At 52.1% G+C, this 23,578-nt stretch carries 15 protein-coding genes; 3 read left to right on the forward strand and 12 right to left on the reverse strand.

The genetic code is table 11. From position 1 onward, the window contains the following. Positions 1-230: 230 nt before the first annotated feature. Positions 231-3,062, forward strand: coding sequence for an excinuclease ABC subunit UvrA (gene uvrA, locus J5224_RS06815; protein ID WP_264624644.1), 2,832 nt, complete (start codon positions 231-233; stop codon positions 3,060-3,062). Positions 3,063-3,890: 828 nt separating this feature from the next. Further along, on the forward strand, positions 3,891-5,567 hold the full coding sequence (locus tag J5224_RS06820; RefSeq protein ID WP_264624645.1) for a methyl-accepting chemotaxis protein: 1,677 nt from the start codon (positions 3,891-3,893) through the stop codon (positions 5,565-5,567). A 218-nt stretch (positions 5,568-5,785) separates the two neighbouring features. Here the strand turns inward: J5224_RS06820 and J5224_RS06825 are convergent, their stop codons facing one another. The 4 genes from J5224_RS06825 to J5224_RS06840 form a co-directional block, all read right to left on the reverse strand. Continuing rightward, a complete protein-coding gene (locus tag J5224_RS06825; RefSeq protein ID WP_264624646.1) occupies positions 5,786-7,402 on the reverse strand; it encodes a sensor domain-containing diguanylate cyclase in 1,617 nt (538 codons plus the stop codon). Between the two features lie 353 nt (positions 7,403-7,755). Further along, positions 7,756-8,949 carry an aromatic amino acid transaminase gene (locus J5224_RS06830; protein ID WP_264624647.1) on the reverse strand — a complete coding sequence of 398 codons (1,194 nt, stop codon included), beginning with the start codon at positions 8,947-8,949 and terminating at the stop codon, positions 7,756-7,758. 64 nt (positions 8,950-9,013) lie between these two features. Beyond that, complete coding sequence (locus J5224_RS06835) at positions 9,014-9,628, reverse strand: YitT family protein (RefSeq protein WP_264624648.1); 615 nt, start codon at positions 9,626-9,628, stop codon at positions 9,014-9,016. Positions 9,629-9,891: 263 nt separating this feature from the next. Next, positions 9,892-10,356, reverse strand: coding sequence for an Lrp/AsnC family transcriptional regulator (locus tag J5224_RS06840; RefSeq protein WP_264624649.1), 465 nt, complete (start codon positions 10,354-10,356; stop codon positions 9,892-9,894). A gap of 360 nt (positions 10,357-10,716) precedes the next feature. Between J5224_RS06840 and J5224_RS06845 the strand changes: the two genes are divergently transcribed. After that, the gene (locus tag J5224_RS06845) at positions 10,717-12,099 is read left to right on the forward strand and encodes an amino acid permease (protein ID WP_264624650.1); all 1,383 of its coding nucleotides are present in this window, start codon (positions 10,717-10,719) and stop codon (positions 12,097-12,099) included. A gap of 188 nt (positions 12,100-12,287) precedes the next feature. Here J5224_RS06845 and J5224_RS06850 read toward each other — a convergent pair whose 3' ends face one another. From J5224_RS06850 to J5224_RS06885, 8 genes are read right to left on the reverse strand one after another with little or no spacing between them, the layout of a single operon-like run. Then, positions 12,288-14,378 (reverse strand): hypothetical protein, encoded by a 2,091-nt coding sequence (locus tag J5224_RS06850; protein WP_264624651.1) that lies wholly within the window; start codon positions 14,376-14,378, stop codon positions 12,288-12,290. 21 nt (positions 14,379-14,399) lie between these two features. Continuing rightward, complete coding sequence (locus J5224_RS06855) at positions 14,400-15,200, reverse strand: hypothetical protein (protein WP_264624652.1); 801 nt, start codon at positions 15,198-15,200, stop codon at positions 14,400-14,402. Beyond that, a complete protein-coding gene (locus J5224_RS06860) occupies positions 15,197-17,575 on the reverse strand; it encodes a hypothetical protein (RefSeq protein WP_264624653.1) in 2,379 nt (792 codons plus the stop codon). The genes J5224_RS06855 and J5224_RS06860 overlap by 4 nt, the downstream gene beginning before the upstream one ends. Position 17,576: 1 nt before the next feature. After that, entirely contained in the window at positions 17,577-17,783 is a 207-nt protein-coding gene (locus J5224_RS06865; RefSeq protein WP_264624654.1) for a hypothetical protein, read from the reverse strand. A gap of 9 nt (positions 17,784-17,792) precedes the next feature. Continuing rightward, the gene (locus J5224_RS06870; protein ID WP_264624655.1) at positions 17,793-18,014 is read right to left on the reverse strand and encodes a hypothetical protein; all 222 of its coding nucleotides are present in this window, start codon (positions 18,012-18,014) and stop codon (positions 17,793-17,795) included. A 32-nt stretch (positions 18,015-18,046) separates the two neighbouring features. Beyond that, on the reverse strand, positions 18,047-18,862 hold the full coding sequence (locus J5224_RS06875) for a phage BR0599 family protein (protein ID WP_264624656.1): 816 nt from the start codon (positions 18,860-18,862) through the stop codon (positions 18,047-18,049). Next, on the reverse strand, positions 18,843-20,039 hold the full coding sequence (locus J5224_RS06880) for a hypothetical protein (RefSeq protein WP_264624657.1): 1,197 nt from the start codon (positions 20,037-20,039) through the stop codon (positions 18,843-18,845). The genes J5224_RS06875 and J5224_RS06880 overlap by 20 nt, the downstream gene beginning before the upstream one ends. Beyond that, on the reverse strand, positions 20,039-23,569 hold the full coding sequence (locus tag J5224_RS06885) for a phage tail length tape measure family protein (RefSeq protein ID WP_264624658.1): 3,531 nt from the start codon (positions 23,567-23,569) through the stop codon (positions 20,039-20,041). Before J5224_RS06885 ends, J5224_RS06880 begins: the two co-directional genes overlap by 1 nt. Positions 23,570-23,578: the final 9 nt, after the last annotated feature.

Here is a 23,578-nt window from a genome sequence, read left to right on the forward strand (position 1 = left end):
CGATGTTGCATCCACACTTTTTTTATTGGTTACATTGTTGCATTAGAATACTGGATATTTATTCAGTTTTTTGTTAGCGTATTTCTCCTGCTTGTCCCCCCCCACTGCGCCGCCCTCTGCGGTGCTAAAAAACGCAGCGGGTGTTTTTTTGTGTCATAATTGCACGTTTCGTACCGGTTATCTCCGCCTGCGGGATGATGAAAATAGCGTTAACTCCGGGATGTATGTGAATGGATAAGATCGAAGTTCGTGGTGCCCGTACTCATAACCTCAAAAATATCAATCTGGTAATTCCGCGCGATAAACTGATTGTGGTCACCGGGCTGTCGGGGTCCGGTAAGTCGTCGCTGGCGTTTGATACCCTGTATGCGGAAGGGCAGCGGCGCTACGTTGAATCCTTGTCTGCCTATGCGCGCCAGTTTCTCTCTTTAATGGAGAAACCGGACGTCGATCATATCGAAGGGCTGTCACCGGCGATTTCCATTGAGCAAAAATCCACGTCGCATAACCCGCGCTCAACCGTGGGCACCATCACCGAGATTCACGACTATTTGCGTCTGCTCTTTGCCCGCGTGGGTGAGCCGCGCTGTCCGGATCACGATGTACCGCTGGCGGCGCAGACCGTCAGCCAGATGGTGGATAACGTGCTGGCACAGCCGGAAGGGACTCGCCTGATGCTGCTCGCCCCCATTGTTAAAGATCGCAAAGGGGAGCACACAAAAACGCTGGAAAACCTGGCGACACAGGGCTATATCCGCGCGCGTATCGACGGCGAGGTGTGCGATCTTTCCGATCCGCCCAAGCTGGAATTACAGAAGAAACACACCATTGAAGTGGTGGTCGATCGTTTCAAAGTGCGTGACGATTTGGCACAGCGTCTGGCGGAATCGTTTGAAACCGCGCTGGAGCTTTCCGGCGGTAGCGCCATTGTGGCAGATATGGATGACAGCAAGCAGCCTGAACTGCTGTTCTCCGCCAATTTTGCTTGCCCGCAGTGTGGCTACAGCATGCATGAGCTGGAGCCGCGCATGTTCTCCTTCAACAATCCGGCTGGTGCTTGTCCGAGCTGTGATGGGTTGGGCGTGCAACAGTTTTTCGATCCGGCACGTGTGGTGCAAAACGGCGAGCTGTCCCTGGCGGGTGGCGCGATTCGCGGCTGGGATCGACGCAACTTTTACTATTTTCAGATGCTGCGTTCACTGGCGGAGCATTACCGTTTTGATGTCGAGGCACCTTACGACAGCCTGAGTGAAAAAATTCGTCACGTTATTCTTTACGGCTCCGGGAAAGACACTATCGAGTTCAAATACATCAACGATCGTGGCGATACGTCCGTGCGACGCCATCCTTTCGAGGGCGTGTTGAACAACATGGAGCGGCGTTACAAGGAAACTGAATCAAGCGCGGTGCGCGAAGAGCTGGCCAAATTTATCAGTAACCGTCCTTGTGCCAGTTGCAGCGGAACACGCCTGCGTAAAGAAGCACGCCATGTGTTTGTGGAAAAGACTACGCTGCCACAGATTTCCGACATGAGCATCGGCCATGCGATGACGTTCTTCCAAAACATGAAGCTAAGCGGGCAGCGCGCGCAGATTGCTGAAAAAGTGTTGAAGGAGATCGGCGATCGCCTGAAATTCCTTGTGAACGTAGGATTGAACTACCTGTCGCTGTCGCGTTCTGCCGAAACGCTTTCCGGCGGTGAAGCGCAGCGTATCCGACTGGCGAGCCAAATCGGTGCCGGGCTGGTGGGGGTGATGTACGTACTGGATGAGCCTTCCATTGGTTTGCACCAGCGGGACAACGAACGCCTGCTGGAGACATTGATCCATCTGCGCAATCTGGGCAACACGGTGATTGTGGTGGAACACGATGAAGATGCTATTCGTGCAGCGGACCATGTGATCGATATCGGGCCGGGTGCGGGGGTGCATGGCGGTCAGGTGGTAGCGGAAGGGTCGGTAGAACAGATTATGGCGGTGCCAGAATCGTTGACTGGCCAGTACCTGAGCGGTGAGCGAAAAATCTCAGTGCCGTCGCAACGTGTCCCTGCAGATCCGACCAAAGTGCTGAAGCTGGTGGGAGCCAAAGGCAACAACCTGAAGGATGTTACGCTGACGCTACCCGTCGGGCTGTTCACCTGTATCACCGGTGTCTCTGGCTCCGGTAAATCAACGCTGATTAACGATACGCTGTTTCCGCTGGCTCAACGTCAGCTCAATGGCGCAACGCTGGCGGAACCGGCACCGTACCGTGAAATTCACGGTCTGGAACATTTTGATAAAGTGATCGATATCGATCAAAGCCCGATTGGGCGCACACCGCGTTCCAACCCGGCGACCTACACCGGCGTGTTTACGCCAATTCGTGAGCTGTTTGCCGGTGTGCCAGAGGCAAGAAGCCGCGGATATAACCCCGGGCGCTTTAGTTTCAACGTGCGCGGCGGGCGCTGTGAGGCCTGTCAGGGCGATGGGGTCATCAAAGTGGAGATGCACTTCCTGCCGGATATTTATGTGCCGTGCGATCAGTGCAAAGGCAAACGCTATAACCGTGAAACGCTGGAAATCAAATACAAGGGTAAAAGCATTCACGAAGTGCTGGAAATGACCATTGAAGAGGCGCGTGACTTCTTTGATGCCATTCCAGCGTTGGCGCGTAAGCTGCAAACCCTTATCGACGTCGGGCTTTCTTATATTCGTCTTGGACAGTCGGCGACCACGCTCTCCGGTGGTGAAGCACAGCGTGTGAAACTTTCCCGAGAGTTATCCAAGCGAGGAACGGGTCAAACCCTGTATATTCTTGACGAACCAACCACCGGGCTGCATTTTGCTGATATTCAGCAATTGTTAGACGTGTTGCACCAGTTGCGCGATCAAGGGAACACCATTGTGGTGATTGAGCACAATCTGGATGTGATTAAAACCGCAGATTGGATTGTGGATCTTGGTCCAGAAGGGGGCAGCGGTGGCGGTCAAATACTGGTGTCTGGCACCCCGGAGACAGTAGCGAACTGTGAGTTATCACACACTGCCCGTTTTCTTAAGCCAATATTGATCCGTAGCTAGTATGACTTGCGATACCTGGTGCAAACTGGGTATCGTAATTTTCCTTACAGAGTCGTTTGGAAAATTCACTCTCATGCTCTCTCAGGTTTGCATAAACCACCTCATTAAGTGAGGGCTTTCGTTATATTTCTCTCTAAAAATGGCATGATTTTATAATCACGCATTTCCTATGCAACTTTCTATTTCCTCTTTCGTGGATATATCATTTCCACATTGTTAAATATAGTTAATCAGATTATTGCTAAATACTTTGATATTGTCGATCAATTATCCCCTATTGATAGGCAAATCCTTTTAATTGTTTGTTTTTAAATGATTATAACGATCAATAGGTAAAGATGGTGATGCTGCTGCCGATACTCTATGTAGTATCTTGGGGCGAGGTAGAACTAACGGGCTAATCAATAAAATGCTGTGAGAGTATTTACTTATGAAATACAGAGTAATGCCTATGATCTGTTGCTTAACGTGAGTTTCAGGATAAAACATGATGTTTTACGCCTGGTGTGGAGCTTTCCTTTCAGAATGTGAAGGACGCGTGCAGCTAGCGTTTTGACCATGTTAAGCGTATGAAAAAATAGCATCAGATTATTATTTTATGATGATAGCACCGTATTTATGGTGAGGGGGGGCTATTCCCCTTAATTCTGACAACAGTTCTGTAATATTTTTAGTTGGGTATTTTGCTTGATTTTATATTCCTCTGTGTTTGCACGGTATTCATTTTTTTTCTGAATCTGTTAAGGAAAGGCCCATTACCCGCTCTGATGATATCTGGCAGTAAGCAGCAATCTGACTATGGTTCTCAATATCAAAAAGGAGTAGTTGATGAATATAAAGAACTGGCGTATTGGCTATCGTCTAGGCTTGGGGTTTGCATTTTTGGTGCTGATGCTCTTTGTTGTAAATGGATTATCGATTGCAAAATTATCTTTGTTTCATGAGGATACCAAAACCATTGTGGCAGATGTATATCCAGATACCGTTGTCGCAACGGATTTGATTGATGTCGTAAACAGCACATTAATCGCGTATCAACGTTTGTTGTTGGTGACCGATCCCGATCTCATGCGCAGTTCCATTGAATTGGCCAATAATTATCGAAAACGTGGTGGCGAATTGATGGATGCGTTATCGTCGAACGAAGGTTCCGACGCCTATAAGAAAATTGTGCAAGAGATCCAGCTGATTCGTCCACGCTTTCTGGCATCAGGAGACAAAATAGTGGCTCTTGTGCAATCAGGGGATCGTGACGGTGGCACTCAGGAATTTATTTCTACAATGAACGAGGTTCAGCGTGAATACCGTACGCGTGCTCGTGAGCTGGTTGCTCTTGAAAATGACATTATGACGCAGACGCTTGACACGATGACGGGGGTTTATAATCAAACGCGTTTGTTATTGGTGGTTATTGGGCTTATCGCTGCCATTGCTGGAGGAATCATTGCCTGGTTAATCACGCGTAGCGTTACCCGTCCTATTAATCAGGCACTCGCGCTGGCTGGCCGCGTTGCCCAAGGCGATCTGACATCGGTAGTCCATGCCTCAACACAGGATGAAACCGGGCAGTTGCTTAAAGCACTGGACAATATGAACAGCAATTTACGTCATATTGTCGGCCAAGTGCGCGATGGGGCGGAAGCCATTTCTACTGCGGCTTCTCAGATTGCAGCAGGCAATCAGGATCTCTCAGCCCGCACGGAGGAGCAGGCCAGTTCATTGGAACAAACGGCCTCTTCAATGGAGGAGCTAACATCAACCATTAAGAACACTGCGGACAACACACGTCAGGCAACGTCAGTCTCTTATCAGGCCTCGGATGCGGCGAAAAATAGTAGCGAAGTGATGCTATCTGTTACGCAAAAAATGCGTGGTATTCAAACGTCATCACAGCGCATGGCAGAGATCATTGGCGTGATTGACAGCATTGCTTTTCAAACCAATATATTGGCGCTGAATGCGGCAGTCGAAGCGGCGCGTGCGGGTGAACAAGGACGTGGTTTTGCGGTGGTAGCAAGCGAGGTGCGTTCATTGGCGCAGAGAAGTGCGACCGCCGCTAAGGAAATCAAAGAACTGATTGATGACTCCGTCAGCAAAATTCAGGATGGTATGCATTTGGTCGACAATGCCGACGAAACAATGGGGCGTTTGAGCAATCATGTGCAGGAAGTGAATGCCATTATTGCAGAGATTTCACAGGCGAGCCAGGAGCAAAGCGATGGCATCAGCCAGATGAATATCGCGGTTGGGCAGATTGACACAACGACACAACAAAATGCTGCCCTGGTAGAGGAATCTGCCGCCGCTGCGCTATCGCTGCAAGCGCAGGCCTCTGCTTTAACGGAAACGGTGAGAGCATTTAAACTCAGCGTAGGGGCGATGACGTCGACACCGTCAACGTCAACGCAATGTGCACCCCATATTAGTGCACGAACAGTGAAACCTGCGCTGGCATTGACCTCAAATTCTTCTGCTTCAAATAATCAGAACTGGACATCTTTCTGATTTCTCTGTAGATGCCGCCGATGCGGCATCTCTATATTTAAGCGACCTATTTGGCAAAGAGCTAATAAGCCGACAGTCGGCAATCTTCCCAACTTTTCTTCGCTGTGTATAGACAGATAAGAAAGGGTTATTGGTGAGAGTCTGCTGGGTGTATTTTAACGTCTCCTGAGGATGTGAGTTACCCGTAATTTGTGTAATCTGCTGCGCATCGCTTAGCACTAATCCTTCTGCTTATGCAGCATTAGCCCCAAGTCCTCCGGGATATCCTGTACAATCACTTTGTTACGCCCTGCCTTTTTAGCGCGATACAGCGCGTTATCAGCGGTTTTAAGGGCAGCGTCGATAGGTACTTCTTTCGGTAGGAACGAGGTTACGCCAATCGAAATGGTGATGTGTTGGCAGATGGGAAAACTCATTTCCGCGACATTTTTGCGTAGCCGCTCAGCAATGACCACGGCCAGGTGGATATCAATGCCGGGCAGCAGCATTAGAAACTCTTCCCCGCCGGTTCGGCACACCAGATCCGTTTTGCGCGAGTTGGTTTTTAAATGGCGCCCCAGCATTTTAATCACTTCATCACCCACATCATGTCCGTAGGTGTCGTTCACATTTTTAAAGTGATCAATGTCGATAACAATCACTGAAACCACGCTGTTGTTGAGCAGCGACATTTCGATATTTTCATGCAATCCACGCCGGTTGAGCAGGCCGGTGAGCGGGTCGGTGTGAGCCTGTGAACTGAGTTTTCCGATACGTTTATGCAGCAGAATCGTGCCCCATAGGATGACGCGCTTAAGGTGCTCGACTTCGAAATACCACGAGGACACCGCACGAATTTTACTGATGACATCGGGATCGTCCATGCGGCTGGCTGCCAATCCCAGCATTCGCAGCGGTTTGGCGATGTAGATCGTTAGTAAAGTGATCATGAACAGGGTGATGAGCAGCACGGGAGCACTTTTCTTTGTCACATCAATCATTACGTTATTTAATGCCTGCGTGACAATTTGTTCTGTTTGTAGCGTAAGAATAATCCAATCTGCGCGTTTAACTTTGGCGAATCCGGCTAGAAATGTGGCTCCTTGTGAATCGGTCAAACGAAAATTACCTTTATTTCCCAATAGCGCCATGTGCTTCAATGACGTATCGTCTATTTTTTGCCCAATTCGACTTTTATCATGATGATAAATAATGGTGCCATCTTTATTGAGGACAAAGGTGTCGTAATTATTATCATCAAACTGCGAATTCATAAATTCATTTGTTGCATTGCGATTGTTGAGATAAATAGAGCCGCCGACGTATCCTAGTTGTTCTCCCTCGGCACTGTGGATAGGAACAGAAATATAGACAATCAGGTTACCAATCAGAGAAACATAGGGCTGACTGATAAAAAAGGTGTTGGCCTGAACGGCGGCCGCATGGGAAGGGGATGTCAGGTGCGCATCAATGACCCCAGGCTGCAATGGGGAGAACGCACGAATGTAGCCTTGTTTATCAATGACCGAGACAGAATTGAAACGATGACCAATCTGCCGAATGCGATCAACTTCTTTTTGCAGCGTTTCGGCATTTTTCATGTTATCGGCGAGCAGTTGAGCGCTAAAACTGAGCTGTGATTGGGAAGAAGAAAAAAAAGTCTCGACAGTATTAGCGAGTTTTAATGAATAGTTGAGGTTTATTTTAAAAAACTGATCGGTCAATAATTTTTTTTGTGTGTCGTAGACGGCGAAATAGCTATTTATAAAAATAACTGACATACCTGAAAGTGCGATGAAAAGAATGAGACGTCGTAAATTGACCTGAAGAATAAAATGCTTCTGAAATGGTTTCATTTATTATCTTTCTGCTTATTATTGTTGTCGCAAATCAGCGAGCGATCGGCTGTTCAACATCATGATGTAAGTTAGTGATTAAGAAGGTAAATGTTAAATATACCCTTTCTCTTTCACAGTAGGGGGAGACGTGCTCCCGTACACCTCAGACTCAGCTGAGGACTGCGCCCTATCCATCGAAATCTGTTGAGTAATAAATTATGGGATATGTCTTAAGTAGTAGTTCAGCGCAAGCGGAGTGTCAATGTTGCGCTATATAAAAATTTCTTATGAATCACGGCGAAAGGAGAATAGTGAGATCAGTGGAAGGGTAAAAAGAAGAGGCTTAACGATGGCGTTAAGCCTTTGATAGGTTATTGAACCGCAGCGAACGCTTTGGCAACGCGTGCGACGTTACCCGAATTCAGGCCCGCAACACACATTCTGCCGCTGGCGATCAGATAAACACCAAATTCGTCGCGCAGGCGATCTACCTGTAGCGGGCTGAAACCGGTGTAGCTGAACATGCCGCGCTGCGTCAGCAGGTAGTCAAAATTGCGCGTTGGCAGTTCTGCTTTCAGCGCCTCCACCAGCGCTTTACGCATGGCGAGAATGCGTGAACGCATTTCTTCTACTTCTGCCTTCCACTCCGCATTGCGCGCTGCATCGTTCAGCACGTTAGACACTATCTGAGCGCCGTAATTCGGTGGTGTCGAGTAGTTACGACGCACCGTGGCTTTCAACTGCCCCAACACACGATCTGCGCTTTCAGCATCTTCACACACCACGGAAAGCCCGCCAACGCGTTCACTATAAAGAGAAAAAATCTTGGAGAAGGAGTTGGCAATCAAGGCGGGAACGCCCGCGCTCGCAACGGCGCGCAGTGCATAGGCATCGGCGTCAATACCGCCGCCAAAGCCCTGATAGGCGATATCCATAAACGGAATCAATTCGTGTTTGATCACCGTTTCAATAATGCGATCCCATTGCGCATTGGTCAGATCGGAGCCGGTCGGGTTATGACAGCACGGGTGCAGCAGTACGATGCTGCGCGCTGGCAGGCTTTCGAGCGTAGCAACCATGCCATCGAAATTTACGCCTAATGTCTGCGCATCAAAATAGGGGTAAGTGTGTACCTTGAATCCGGCACCGGCAAAAATAGCGATGTGGTTTTCCCAGGTTGGATCGCTGACCCACACCTCGGAGTCCGGGAAATAGTGTTTCAGGAAATCGGCACCGACTTTCAGTGCACCGGAACCGCCCAGCGTCTGGATAGTGGCAATGCGGTTGGCGGCCAGCGCCGGGTGCGCTTTACCAAACAGCAGCGTCTGGATTGCGGAACGGTAGGGTTGGAGACCTTCCATGGGCAAATAGGAGGAGGCCACTTTGGGCTGCGCTTCAAGCACACCAATGGCATCGCTCACGGCGCGTAGTGGCGGGATGGTATTCTGTTCGTTGTAATAGAGCCCGATACTGAGATTGATCTTATCTGCGCGCGGATCCTGTTTGTATTTTTCCATCAGAGACAGGATGGGATCTCCGGCATAGGCGTCGACATGTTGGAACACAGTTTTTCTCCTGAAATAATGATCTGCCACGCTTAACGCGCAGCGCACAACCCCTGAGCGCCATTTAGACCGTATAGCGCCCCGGTCGGTGATTCATCGCAATGATTAAGTTAAGCATCACGGCACCTAATACGGAAACCACCAGCATAGGTATGCTTACCACAAACAGTGAAGCCAGCACAATCACCACATCAACCGCCATTTGTAATTTGCCAGCGCGTATGCCGTAGTGATCCTGAAGGTAGAGCGCCAAAATATTCACGCCACCCAGACTGGCCTTGTGACGAAATAGCACGATGAAGCCCAACCCGATGATGATGTTGCCAAACAGCGTGGCATAGAAAGGCTGAAGTTTATCGAAGTGAATAAACAGCGGATGCACGTCTGACAGCAGAGAAACCAACCCGACGGCACAGAACGTCTTGATGGTGAAATGCCAGCCCATGCGGCGAACAGCCAGATAATAAAACGGCAGGTTGATCAGAAAGAAAATGGTGCCAAATGAAATATGCGTGATGTAGTGCAGCAGGAACGCCATCCCTGCTGTGCCGCCGGTAAGCGCGCCAGATTGGCGTAACAGGATGATCCCAAAAGACACCATCAATGAGCCAATCAACAATGCCAGAATATCTTCCAGCAGCGTGTGTTTTAGATTATCAGTTGCAACAACGTTATCCATGGTGTGCTCAATGGCAGAAAAAATCGAAATGTGACGCAAGCAAAGCAAAAAGTGCACCAAAAATGGCGCCGACAGTGGAGTTGCTGGCGTATTAACCGTGCTAATAAGTATAAGTTATTGAAATGCTGCAATTACGTATTGCACAAAAAGTGCAAAAATAGTGGATTCATGCGTGACTTGCGCATGTTTTGTGGGTTTTGTGCGCGGATTTATTCTTCGCGTGCACCAAAAGGAAGCGCTCCGCCCCAATAGGGTGCAAGCCTTCAGTTAGGCAGCACGACGCTATTCTCTTTCAGGCGATTCAGCACAACCGAGGTCTTCAGGTGAGAGACGCTTTTATTCTGCGACAAGATGCGACTGATGAGATCGCTCAATCCTTGCAGATCGGCTACTGCAACTTTCAGTAAATAGTCAGCATCGCCGGTGGTTTTGTAGGCATCAATGATCGCATCCACCTCTCCTAACATTTGGTGAAAGCGCTCCACGTAGTCGGCAGTATGGTTGATCAGGCGCACTTCGATCAAACCGAGACACTCCAGACCAATGGCGTTGGGTGCCAGGCGGGCGTGGTAGCCCAAGATCTGCCCAGCCTGCTCAAGCGCAATGCGACGGCGCGAACACTGCGATGCGGATAACCCGATCAGTTCGCTTAACTCCTGATTGGTCAAGCGGCCGTTGGTTTGCAGTAAGGTCAGCATTTTCAAATCATAGTCGTCTATCTGGTACATGGTGCTTTATCCGCATGATGTATCGGGAGATAAAACAGACTAACAGCTTTTTATCACCGCGTGCCGCTTCTTTTTACATCCTGGTTCTCGGCGGGATTGCACAACCAATGGGCATGCACCGTGTTGGCGCAACATCGTGCGTAAAATGATGCAATCAAGGGCGTTATGTGCATGTTATTGCCTGTTTATGCATCAATCTGTTTTGTGCCGCCATTATGTACCCCGCAAAGTGATAATAAAAATAATGAATATATTCATGGCATTAGTTTCTTTTATCACGGTTATTCGCCGCGTTATTGCTGGGGCTGGCCTGATTGTTGCTATGAGATTGCCAACACAACATCTTGTTCGGGGAATGTCATGGATACGTCGCAGACAACGGATCAACTGAAAAGAGGGTTAAAAAACCGCCATATCCAGTTGATTGCATTAGGGGGGGCGGTAGGCACCGGGCTGTTTTTGGGGATTGCGCAGACCATCAAAATGGCCGGACCATCGGTATTACTGGGCTATGCGATTGCCGGGGTTATTGCTTTTTTCATTATGCGTCAGTTAGGGGAAATGGTGGTGGAGGAGCCCGTAGCCGGTTCCTTTAGCCATTTCGCCAATAAATACTGGGGCAGCTTTGCCGGTTTCATGTCCGGTTGGAACTATTGGGTGCTGTATGTGCTGGTCAGTATGGCGGAGCTTTCTGCGGTCGGGATTTACATTCAATACTGGTTTCCCGATGTGCCAACCTGGGTTTCGGCGGCCGTTTTCTTTCTGCTGATTAACGCCATTAACCTCACGAACGTGAAAGTCTACGGCGAAATGGAGTTCTGGTTTGCCATCATTAAAGTGGCGGCAATTATCGGCATGATTGCGTTCGGCTGTTATCTACTGATAAGCGGGAGTGGTGGGCCGGAGGCCAGCGTGGCTAACCTGTGGCAACATGGTGGGTTCTTCCCCAACGGTTTTGGTGGCATGGTGATGGCGATGGCGGTCATCATGTTCTCCTTTGGCGGTCTTGAACTGGTCGGTATCACTGCCGCTGAGGCCGATCGGCCAGAAAAAAGTATTCCACGCGCCACCAATCAGGTGATTTATCGCATTCTGCTGTTTTATGTGGGCGCGTTGGCGGTGCTGCTGTCGCTGTACCCTTGGCAGAAAGTGGTGGAAGGCGGCAGCCCGTTTGTGCTGATTTTCCACGCGCTGGATAGCAACGTGGTGGCAACCGTGCTGAATCTGGTGGTGCTGTCTGCGGCGCTCTCGGTGTACAACAGTTGCGTCTACTGCAACAGCCGTATGCTGTTTGGCTTGGCTAAACAGGGCAACGCACCCCGCTCACTGTTGAGCATCAACAAACGCGGCATTCCGTTGAATGCGCTGGGCGTATCGGCGCTGGCAACCGGGCTGTGCGTGGTGTTGAACTACCTGATGCCGGGCAAGGCGTTTGAGCTGCTGATGGCGCTGGTGGTGTCCGCGTTAGTGATCAACTGGGCGATGATTTGCATTACACACCTCAAGTTCCGCCATGCGATGCAAGTGGCCGCAAAGGAAACGCGTTTCAAAAGCTGGGGTTACCCGGTGACCAACGTAATTTGCCTGCTGTTTCTGGCGGGGATTCTGGTGATCATGGCGATCACGCCCGGTATCCAGATCTCGGTATGGCTAATTCCCGTGTGGCTGGTGGCAATGGCGGTGGCTTATCGGGTGAAGAACCGTAACCGCACGCCGGCAGATATCGCGGTCAGTGACGTGTAATTGATGAAAAAGGCGTACCTTGCGGTACGCCTTTCTTAAGTTCTTGATGCGCCGCGCGATAAACTCAGGTCACAATTCAAGATAAATAGGTAGTCGCGAAATTTCAGCTATTGAAAAAGAATTACAGAATCATGCGCCCTTACAAATGCCATGAGACTCTTATAAGGTTGAAATACTCACAACCTATGTCACATATTCGCGCCATCGGCATACTTCCAGGTTTGTAGCGCTTGATCAAAGAACACTGGCTTCTTCGTGTCAACGTTATAGATAGTATGCCCCCAGCCTAAGAGTGATTTTGTCACTGCGCTGATCTGCGCGGTGGTGCCTGACCTTATGATGCCGTTGTAACCGGCTGATGGCAAAACCCACAATGAACCGGTCCACAAAACAAGTGTCCCAGTATCAGTTTGGTAGAATCGCCCTCCAGCAAGAACATTCAGGGGCCGTGCTGTCGATAAGCCAACAACTGCATATCCAGCCGCCCCTGTCCATATCCCAGCAGACACATTGGTTATGTACTCATTAAGGAAAGCGTCAAGGTAGCTAAACCCCGGTATTGCAATCGCAGTATAGTTACGCCACAGGGCGCTATTATCCGTGGCCCTGACCCTGACCCTCTGAAATGTTTGCCCTGTGGCATTCAGTGGAGAGGCCGTATTGACTGCATTTTCGCAAGTGATATCGATGTCAACATAAACGGGGGCTGATTCGCGGGTTATGTTCTGGAATCCCTGATAATGGCAACCCGTGGAACGCAGGGATTCTGACTGGATCCTGCCTGTTTTAGAGAAGTAAACAGCAAGCGCATTGACTGAGGAATGCGCATCATTAATATAGTCACTTCCCACATCGGTAACTCTGCGAGTATTTCGCCATTCGACCCCATTAGATATATTGGCTATCGGGCAATTAAACCTGTAAAGATTGTTGCTGCTATTTAAGTCGTTTAAATACCATGTCGCATCACTGGCCTGAGCATCTTCATCCTGAAATGTAACGACAACTCCAGCAGCGTAAGTTCGTGCCGTATTGTTGCTCACAGAAAAGCATTCTGCGTTTTGATGCTTTCTGAATGTTAACAGAGCTAAACCATATCCGCCTACAAGCTGATTATTGTGTAAATGAACATCCTTGGAACCGATAAATTTAAAGCAACGCTCAAATGAGGTCTCAGGCGTCTCTGTGGTGTAGTCTCGCATAACCGCTGTGTTATTCACGACAAAGACAATTTTACATGCACCAGAGCCATCATTATAAGACGAACAGTAAACACCATGACGATCGAGTGGTGAGCCAGTGACACCGAACGCGCACCCATCAACTAAGACAAGATCGCAGTCAATCGGTACTGTTCCATATCCATAAATACCAGGATTCCAGTCTTGAGATGCTAATTGCTGGTATACGTTGTAATACCTGGCTTCACGACAAATGTGAATCTTTGCTTTTACAGTGTTTACCCCCGCGCTGATATTGCGCATCTCCGAATTTTCGTAGTGCGCGTAAACATTACTCACAGTGATACCGACAACAGCACGACCAACACCACGTACCTTCCCCCCGTTAATTTTTAGCTTGGTCAGAACGCTTTCAATGCCGGTACCATCAAAGGTTAATATTTGGTAGTAAGTATCGTTTTCGGAAGGCGTGAAGTTAATCCAAGCATCATTTGTTGATATGATTGATAAATCTTTGCCGTTAAGCTGCCTGTAGATTGTCTCTGTTATATTTTGAGTGTCATCAACAAGAACATCAGCATTATTAGCAAGCGCTATATCAATAGCAGCAGCAAGGCTGCCGGCTTCTGATGTTTTTACTTTCCCTCTAACACCTCCCACAATCGTAAACCCTGCTGGCTTCGACAGATCTATGCGGATGATGTTTTCACCAACATCAACCCAAACCCCATCAGGATTATCGCCAGACCAAACCCCACCATCATCTTCTGGCGATTCACCGGCAATAATATGCGGAACATCGAGACTGCCGCGATAGCGATACCAGGAACCATTAAAGCCAACAATCTGGGTGGGCAATGAGACCTCAAGCCCCACCACCCACGCCCCCAATTGCATCCAGCCCAGGTTATCGAAAGCCGTGTCATATTTCTGCTTCAGCCATGCTGTGCGGTTGGCTAAGTCAATAAGCGGTTTGTTGGCTGTCCCTCGCTCTTTGCCTTTTTCATCAATGCGCAATGGCCCACCGGAAACAGGGTCGTTACGCTCTAACTGATAGACACCTTCAGCCCATTCGGGCACGTTAGGTAAATACGACATTATTTAACTCCCCTGGTGCGGTTAATAGGCAAAGTCATGCTCGCCATCAAAATCGATTTCATCGTTATAAGTAATCAGCCGGAAATCATTGCTCATTGAGATACGGCCAAATAAACCCAATTGCCGAGAGGGGGCTCTCTGCAAATCAGGCAGGATTAATGAGGTGGTTTCCAACCCAACAAGGGTATTCCCGGTATTAATCAGCTCCAGCATGCCAACCGGGTCGATATTAACGCGATATAATTCCACCAATGTTTTCCGGTCATTTTCGGCCAGATTGATACTTTCATAGCGCAACGCAAACTCACCCGGCGTGGAGGTTAATACCGGAATGGTTTTATAGCTGGCATAGTCATAACTGGCGAACACCGGCTGCTCGGCGGGAGTGGTGAGAAACTCAATCGCGCCAAAGTCAGCATCAACTATGTAGTCCTCACCTTCAGTTAACCCGGACAGCACCACATCACGCACGTTTTGGAATTCCAGACAAACGCGGTCACCGGCAACAATGCCTTCAGGTAACGCCTCATCACCTGCCCAGCTCTGCCGGTATTGATACTGTTCGCCATACAACAGGATGGCCAGATTATCGGCTGACAGGTCATGCCATGTCGCGGTGATGCCGCCGTTCCTGGCGGTAATGTACCGGTTTGCCTGCAATACACTCCCGCCACGAGAGATTTTCCCGACCTGCTGCTCATGGGTCAGCGTTACATTTAAGGCGGAAACGTCACCAATCCAGCGCCAGTTCACGCGACGGTCACTATCACGCTTAGAGAGATAGACTTTCCCCTGGCCGTAGTAATAGTTTTCCTGGCTCATAGGCTCCCCTCTGGCTCTGGCTCTGGCGTCGGTACGGGAGCATAAACGCCGACTGGCAATGTCACCTGATAGCGATACAGCGATTCTGTGCCGTCTCGTGTACTCCACAGCGTCAGAATGTGCGTAGCAGCATCTTCGCTTTCCGTCTCTGTGCTGTACGGCAGCGCCACGGCTTCATCCGTCGTGGTGTTCGTCCAGACCACAACACTCGTGGCCACATTGGTCAGCGTGATGACATATTGCACGCCAGGCTCTGGCCCGATACTGCCCTCGGTGAAATCAATTAACCGGTCAGCCTGAAGCAGGCGATCGCGGTGGGCATAGGTCAGCGAGTAACTGACAGCGGCAGCCACTGAAGCAGGGTAAAGAGCACCATTGATACGAATATTCCCTGGCAGGTAGGGGCGAGACTGGCGATGGTTCATCACGATCGTTGATACCGGTGCCAGTGCCGTATCGAGCATCTCAGCACTGGTGCGCGTTAACTGGCGCACCTCCACGTTTTCCCCGGTGATGTACTCGACGTTATCTGACTCGATAGCATCGGTGTAGAAACGAACCCGCGTACCTGCCGGATGTTGTGCTGGCAACGTATCCGCACAGGCACGGCCCACCGTCAGGCGATTGTTCTCTGCGTCAACCGCATCGATACGCATGATCTCGTCGCCCACAATGATCCCCGTGCCGATGGCGGGGAGACGTTGCAACGAGATATGCATCGAATCCGTCCACCGCGTCATGGTGGTCAGCACTATACCCGATGGCGTCCAGTCGCCCAGCCCCCGGTCAGCGAACGCGGCTCCGGCGGCGCGGGTCTGCAACTGGTAGTTAACAGACAGTGGCGTGGGGGCAGTAGACAATACGCCAACATAACCCGCTTCGGCCTTCAGATAGTCGAGTTCGGCAGTGCTCAACGTTGCAACCAAAATCATGTAGGGGATTTCAATCAACTGCACATCACTGACGGCATGTAATGACTGGTCTGGCGGCGTCCACTCACTGCCCTGGTTGCCATTACTGTATGACGTTGCTGGCAGCCCAAAAACATCCTGTACCGCTGTGACGGTCAACGCCCCGTTTTCTCCCTCTGTTATCTTGCTGGCTCGCATGACCATATTGGCAATGTTGCGATCGGGCAGAGAAACACGGAATACGCTGGCGGGGGCCAGGCTACCACCACGACGGTCGAACTGGATGACCAGACGGGTTAACCCGGATGCCCCCATTTCCAGATCGCGCTGTGCGACGCGGGCGGCAAGTTCCTGAGTCGGAATAGCCTTGTACTCGGTAGAGCTGGAGATAAGCCCGACGGACTGAATCGAACCAAGGTTCTGCGCCCGCACCGTGCCGTCGGTATTGGTGACCGGATCGCGGAACGTCACGACGATTTCATTCGGGGCCGAGTCCGTGCTGGTACTGTCATCGTCCTGCACCGCGATGATGCCATTGTCATAGGTAAACAGGGGCAAGTCAGCAGGATTGTAGTTATCGCGTATCAGCTTCAGCGTCATTTTGCCCGTAGACAAATCACCGTACTGTGCCGCACCGATGTGGTCGAGGATTTGCTGAACAAAGGTATCCAGAGAGTCCTGGCGGTTATAGCGAAAACACAGCCCGAACTTTTCATCGTAGAGGCGATCAGCAGCAACCTTATAGCTGTCCAGGTTGAAATCGTCTTCGAGAGACAGGCCACGCCCCCAGTCACGGTTGCTGCCACACTCAATCAGGATGTGCGCGGGATTCATGGCCAGAATCGTGCGTAAGTTATCCTGTATCGCTTCACTGGCTTCCGTCCTGATCTCATCACGCGTCGGTTCGCCAGGCAGTGGGGGCTCAGGCTCACCCTCTTCATCCAACACAACAGGAGGCCAGTTATCGTTTAACAGGTAGTTGGTGTTGAGTTGTGCATCATCATTTCTGAGGGTGATTTTGAGTTTTTCTGGATACCACACAACTCCCTTGTCCCACCCTTTATCGGTACGACGCACCCGGTATTTCCAGGGCTTCGGGCTGGCACTGTAGCAACTCACCAGGCCACTAAACAACGTTGTCACCAGGCCACGGAAACCGGGGACGAGTCCGGTAAGCAAACGCAGCAATGCCGGAGTAGGCTCCTGTGTTGGTCCTCCCATCATCACTTCAAACGTGCCCTGAATACCCCCTTCGCCGCCGGTGTCATCGCCGCCGAACAGGCCCGCCTTATCGATATAAAGAGACGTATTACTGCTGATTTGCCCCGCAGTGCCTGCAAAGACATTCTTATCGTCAGCCGTGATGGCAACGATTTCATCTACCGGGCCTCGACCAAGCCCTGCCTGGATATCCCAATAATAGCGATAGCCCACGGTGACTTTTTTAGACCCTTTACCGCCCACCCTATTTCACCTCATCTTGTCTGGCCTGAGCTTCAGCCAGACGGACAATATTGATGGCCAGCGCATCGCCGGTGGCCAGAAACAACGCTGAATCAATGCCGCCGTTCGCCAGGAACGCTTTCAGGTCGAGCGAGTAACGCTTGAAAAAGGCTCTGAGCCCAGGGGCACAGCCACCGCCTGCCCGGATATGCTCCATCGTGATCAACATAACGCCCCCTTACTTTCTGATCGCATCGTAGCGATAGTTGCCATAAGCCAGAACGAACCAGTCTTCCGTCCAGCAGTCACCAAAGAACACACACTGCGCCGTCCCTTCTGTCGGCTGGGGCATTTCCCAGTCCTCTTCCGTTGCCGCCTCTGGCGAGGAGTTCTTAGCCTTGGGAGCCAGCGCAACATTCAGAAAATAGGAAGCCGCCAATAAGCCGACATACTTGGCCACAACCAGCCAGGAAAAGGGTTCCACAGTGCCTCCTAAAACAACTTGATAATGGTGAACGGGGATTTGCCTGGCATATGCGGCTGGCCACCGTAGTTAAGATGGTTGCTGAACTTCTCCGCACACTGGCTGATTGTCCGGTTGCAGCCTGGAAACAACGTAATGGCCAGCCCTTCGGATAAACCCGATGTGCCACCAATCACACCGACCACATTGCCATCCTGCACTTTCAGGCCGCGCCGCTCGGTGATGCCGTCGGTTTCCCATTCAACATACCCCCCCGTGAACCAGCCGTTTTCCAGCCCCGCCGGAAGGGTGACGGTAATTTCAGCGCCATCCAGGCTGCTAATGACCAGCCCGGAGACTCCAAAACTGGCCGGATCAACCGTACAGTTGTGGTCATACAACGCATGCGGGCAGGCGCGGCCATAGGTCAACCGCAGCCCGACGCGGCTGAATGTTGATGCCAGGCTGGCCGTCACCAGGCGGGTGCGATCAATGGCTTCACGCTTTGCCTCTTTAATGGTGCCCACCCATACCGTTCTGAACTCGGCGCTGGTGTCATCCACATGCCAGCGATATATACGCACACGCACCGCGCGGGAGGGAGACACACCACGAAACAGCAGCGCCACCGCGTTCTCGGCGGGCACCGTCACATCGAGGTTGTCGCCGCTGCCTGCGCTCAGGCCGCTGTCGCTGATCGCCTGCGCTGTCCACACCACGTCATTGAGTAAAATATCTTTGTCCGCATTGGTGTAGCGGTAGGACAGCGTATCGCCCCGTACGAACTCATAGAGCGTGACAGGGCGACCATCGGCGGTTGAATACTCAAACTGATTCCAGCTCATCCCGGATCCCCCTGAACGTAGTGCTTACGGTGGTCAGCCCGTCGGTGTCCGTGACGTGTTGCCACTCCACCGAGTCGGACTCCTGGCGACACAGCGCCATAAAGGAAATGGACTCAATATCGTCAAGGGCCAGGCTAATGGCATCGCCATCGAGCAACAGGCGCTCTGTTGTTGACGACAATACGGCTGCTGCCGTTATGCGGCGGTACAAGCAGGTGCCATCGGTACGGCGGATACGCACATCACGTCGCCCTGGCACAACGCCCAAATCCGCAAACCCGGCGTTCTCAACGTCGATCGCATGGCCGTTCATGCCACTGACGGGATAAAAATCAGCGCTTGGTGTGGCAATCCAGACAGCCCGCTGACGCCCGCGCAGGTAATAGAAGAGGCGGCGCAAGGTGGCATGGGCTTCATTACCAATGGGCATCCACGCATGAGACTGCACGACAAACGGACGGCGTGCGGTGTCTGTCCGGGCTATCAACCCGGAGCCGTTATCCAGCTCCAGCAGCAGGCGGGCATACTGCCCCGTGACGGATTCACTCCAGTCAGAATCAGGCTCCAGCACCGGATGCTGGCGATAGCGTGGTAAGTCGGTAATGTCATCGCTGAAAGCATTGTGTTCATCCACCCGAAAGCGGACCTGCGCCGTGGCCAGCGTGGCGTTATAGCGGGTGAAGTCTGGCGGGTCGGTTAACATCGCCAGGCGCAACGGATACACCAGCGTACCCGCAGGCCAGCTTTCAGCCAGGGGAGTGGAGAACGTCACCCCTTCCGGCGAGACGGTCTCGATAGCGACTAATGATGACCGGGCACCTACCTCAATGCCTCTTTTCAGTAACAGCTTTCCACCGGCTGAAAAGTCACGCCCCGTGGTATCGAGCGCGAGGGACGACGAACCGGCAGCAAGCGCGGCAGGCAGCACTGACACGTCGGGAAAGACCGGCATGTTCCAGTGGGCAGCACCGGCATGAAACAATGCATTCTCCAGACGCTGGCGATCGTTATCCCCGACAAGGATACTGAACTCAAAGGTACGACGCGGAGACAGGCGACGTGCGATACGCTGCTCTGCGCCAGTGGGTGACTGAAGAACATCCGTTTTCCACTCCAGCGTCTCAGTGACGCCGTCCGTCCAGTTGGGCTCTGCCAGCCAGGTGATGAAGTCAGCCACTATTTCACCCCCAGCATTTGCTTCAGCGTCGGTGCATTCGCCTGAACAAACGTGAACATCTCACGTTTACCGCGCAGAGATTTCAGACCAGCGGACATAGCGTCACCCGCATCAAATACCAGGGTCTGCTGGAACGGCATGCCAGCACCATCATTCGCGGCGGCTGACTGACGCTGCGCGGGTTCGGGGATGGTGGCGGGCATATTGAAGACCGGGGCGGGAATACCGGCAAGCCCCCCCGTCGCATGACGAACGCGCGGTGCCCAGTCTTCCAGTGCGGCAATACCACGCTGGTTAAAGTCGTGCAGGAACGGCAGCGCACCCGGCTGCTGAACCACTGCGGCACGGGTGACAAACTCATGATCGGATAGCATCGCAGGAATAGAGTCACTGGTTGTTGTACCAGGGCCGCGAACGTGACCACCATCGGCAAAGAAGCTGGAGAACAATCCGCCGAGACCACCGCCCGCGCCGCCACCCGCGCCCATCAAGCTCGACGTGGCCATCATCGCGAGCTGCTGTGCGGCAATCTGCGCCATGCTGTTCACTATCGACAGCGCCAGGTTACCCACCGCATCACCCAAATCCATCGTCCCTTTGGCCAGACCCATGATGGAGCTTTGCAGCCCGGACTGGAGACCATCCTTGAACGCTACCGTCAGTTGATTGCCGCTTTCTTTCAGCTTGCCCAGTTCACCTTCCAGCGTGCTGATTAAGCCCCGGATGTTTTCACCCGCCTGGCCTGGTTGGGTTGCCAGTTCGCGCAGCTTCGGCAGGTACCCTTCAATCTTGGCGCCTACCTGTTGGTGCAATTCGACCAGGCGCTGGCGCCCATCCATTTCAGTTAATAAGCCGCCCTGTACCTGCGCCTGGATGCTGGTTTCCTGCTGGCTGCGCCAGGTAAGCAGGTCTTCCATTTCCTTTTTCAGTGCATCGGTGCGGATTTTGGCTTCCTGCATCGGCAGCAGCTTATCCAGCCAGTTCACGCCCTCGGTATTGCCGCTGGCGGTGAACTCATCACGCATTTGCTTATACTGGCTGCGAACCTCTAACAGGCTGGCACCGGCGCTGTCTCCCGATGCCCGCATGTATTCCATTTGCAGTTGCAGGTTTTTGTCACCGAACTCGCGCGCATTCAGTGCCGCATGGGCCGATTCAGCCAGCTTGCGTTGTTCAGCGGAGAGATTACGGGTAGCGATTTCGTGGGCGCGGGTAGCCGCTGCGCCCTGGGTGTGTTTTGAGGCTTGCTCGACCAGGGATTTAACAAAGCGCTCGTTCTCTGCCGCAGAGCGTTTGGTTTCGGCAGCTGCTTCGCGGGCTGCTTTGATGGATGCATCTTGCGCATCGGCTTGACGAGCAAGGGCACGGGCTTCGTTCTGCCGCTCTATCGTGGCGTCTTTCAGTGAGCCGGAGCGGATCTCCGCTTCGACTTTATCTAACTGGGTAATGGCAGTTTTCTGCTCAATGGTCTGACGTAACGTGTCGTTGTACTGCTGCGCTTTCTTATTGGAGGTATCCAGTGCGGCGACATCAACATCCCATTGGCCACCAGAGAAGTTCTGGCCATCGGTTGAGGTAACGCCCAGGTCACGTAGCTTTTCCTGAGAACCAGCAGCAGCCCACATTTCCTGGTATTTTTTCTTCAACGAGTCAAGGGCCGCTGCCTCCTGATCCATTGCGGTGGCATTTTTTCGCCATACAGGCTCCATTGAGTCATAAGCCTTCCTGGCTTTCTCTTCAGTTTTCTGTCGCTCAGATGCTGCATTAGCTACCGCATTTATTGCAGCTTCTTCCGCCTCTAATGCCGCTAACTCATCTTTGTCCGCACTTACTAAATTCTGATATGTTTCTCCTCTGGAGGCTATTTGGATATCACTTCCAGCGTTCGCTAGCTTTTCCCGTAATTCAAGTATTCTATTAGTGCGAGCCTCACTTGCACTTTCAGCGCCAACCGCACTAGCGGCCCCTCGCTTAGCTCGTTCAATTGCTTCACCCATCCTGTCTTTGACATTCTTCCAGCCACGGGCAACCCAATTAAGTTCTTTCTCTAACGCCAGCAAACGCTCGCTGGCAACTCTTTTATATTCTTGTGAGGCCAATTCGATGGCATCTTCGGTTTTTCCCTGTTCTTCCAGGGCACGAATACGCGTATAGGTAGCCGTATCAAGCCAGTGATACTTATCGTTGCTGTTTACAGCCCACTCACTGACGCTGTCGGACATCTTCGAAAATTCGCTCACCACCTGATCGGCAGACTGCCCGGTGAGCTGTGCCATCGCTGACGCTGCCTGAGACACGCTATCAATGGTGTCGGCAGTGAATTTACCGCTGCTGACCAGCCCTGTGAGAACGTCCCGCACCTGTGAGTAGTTATGGCTGAGAGCTCCGCCGCGCTGGGCCATTTGCTCCAGTTGGCCTGCGGTAACACCGGCATAGTTACCGGTCTGAGCGATCGCACGATTGAATGCATCCTGATCGTTCATCACGCTGATAACCGCAATACCCACAGCGGCTACGGCGGCGGCAAGTCCGCCCATCGCCAGACGTGCAGGGGTTATCAGGCTGGTCAGTGCCCGGAAGGTGTTACCGATGCCGCCAAACGAGTCCTTGATCTGGCCACCTTGCTGGATGGCCACCATCCATACCGGCATCCCGGATGCCAGGGAAGTGACCACATCGGTGATTTGCATCGGCAGAAAACGCATCGCCTGTGCGTATTGGCCAGCACTGAGGCCACCACGCTTCATTGCGGCGGAGGAGTCCGTCAGCCTCTGAATAAAGGGAGCCGCTTCGGCAGTGACGCCCAACTGAGCTGCTTTGTACTCCAGCAGTTCAGCCGTGGTCATGTTCATCGTATCGGCTTGCTCGCGCAGTCGCGCGATAAAGGCTTCTTTGGTGGCGCGGGCCTGGGCTTCTACCTGGGCGGCTTCGCGTGCTGCGCGGGCGGATTCTCGTGCGGCCTGCGCTTCCCGCTGTCCCGCTTCACTGGCGGCGTAAGCGTTCTTTTCCACCTGCTCGCGCATGGCGTTCAGGCGGGCGGTGTACTCGTCAAGGTCGTCACCACCGATTAACCCGGCAGCGCTGAACTCACCGAGCTGCCGTTCCATCTCATCCAGGCGTTCATAGGCTCCGACAACCGGATCAATGCGGCCCAGCAATCCAGCCAGTGCGGCCTGTTGTGCGACCAGGTCAGTATTCACATCACTGGTCGCGGCCTTGAGTGCTTCGGCGGCGATGTATGCCTGCGAGACGGCATTCTGATAATTGGTGGTACTGGCTGCGGTTTGCTGGGTAGTTGCCCCGACGCGGGCGAGTTCAGCGGCCAGTACAGCTTGCGTCTGGCCATGCTGTTTGGCTGCGGTCGCCGCCGCCTCCTGCGAGGCGACCATGGCTGACCATTGCGCATTACCCCTGCTGGCGGCGGCACCCGCCTTATTGATATCACCGGTCAATGACTCAACGGCACTCTTTGCCTCATTGAGGTCGGCAGTGATACGCAGTGCTAAATTCAAATCATTGCCCGTGGCCATTGATACACC

It is taken from the genome of Candidatus Symbiopectobacterium sp. NZEC135, assembly GCF_025962695.1.

Coding starts and splice junctions, on each gene's coding strand:
- uvrA (WP_264624644.1), top strand. CDS start 231: ATGGATAAGATCGAAGTTCGTGGTGCCCGTACTCATAACCTCAAAAAT.
- J5224_RS06820 (WP_264624645.1), top strand. CDS start 3,891: ATGAATATAAAGAACTGGCGTATTGGCTATCGTCTAGGCTTGGGGTTT.
- J5224_RS06825 (WP_264624646.1), bottom strand. CDS start 7,402: ATGAAACCATTTCAGAAGCATTTTATTCTTCAGGTCAATTTACGACGT.
- J5224_RS06835 (WP_264624648.1), bottom strand. CDS start 9,628: ATGGATAACGTTGTTGCAACTGATAATCTAAAACACACGCTGCTGGAA.
- J5224_RS06840 (WP_264624649.1), bottom strand. CDS start 10,356: ATGTACCAGATAGACGACTATGATTTGAAAATGCTGACCTTACTGCAA.
- J5224_RS06845 (WP_264624650.1), top strand. CDS start 10,717: ATGGATACGTCGCAGACAACGGATCAACTGAAAAGAGGGTTAAAAAAC.
- J5224_RS06850 (WP_264624651.1), bottom strand. CDS start 14,378: ATGTCGTATTTACCTAACGTGCCCGAATGGGCTGAAGGTGTCTATCAG.
- J5224_RS06855 (WP_264624652.1), bottom strand. CDS start 15,200: ATGAGCCAGGAAAACTATTACTACGGCCAGGGGAAAGTCTATCTCTCT.
- J5224_RS06865 (WP_264624654.1), bottom strand. CDS start 17,783: ATGTTGATCACGATGGAGCATATCCGGGCAGGCGGTGGCTGTGCCCCT.
- J5224_RS06875 (WP_264624656.1), bottom strand. CDS start 18,862: ATGAGCTGGAATCAGTTTGAGTATTCAACCGCCGATGGTCGCCCTGTC.
- J5224_RS06885 (WP_264624658.1), bottom strand. CDS start 23,569: ATGGCCACGGGCAATGATTTGAATTTAGCACTGCGTATCACTGCCGAC.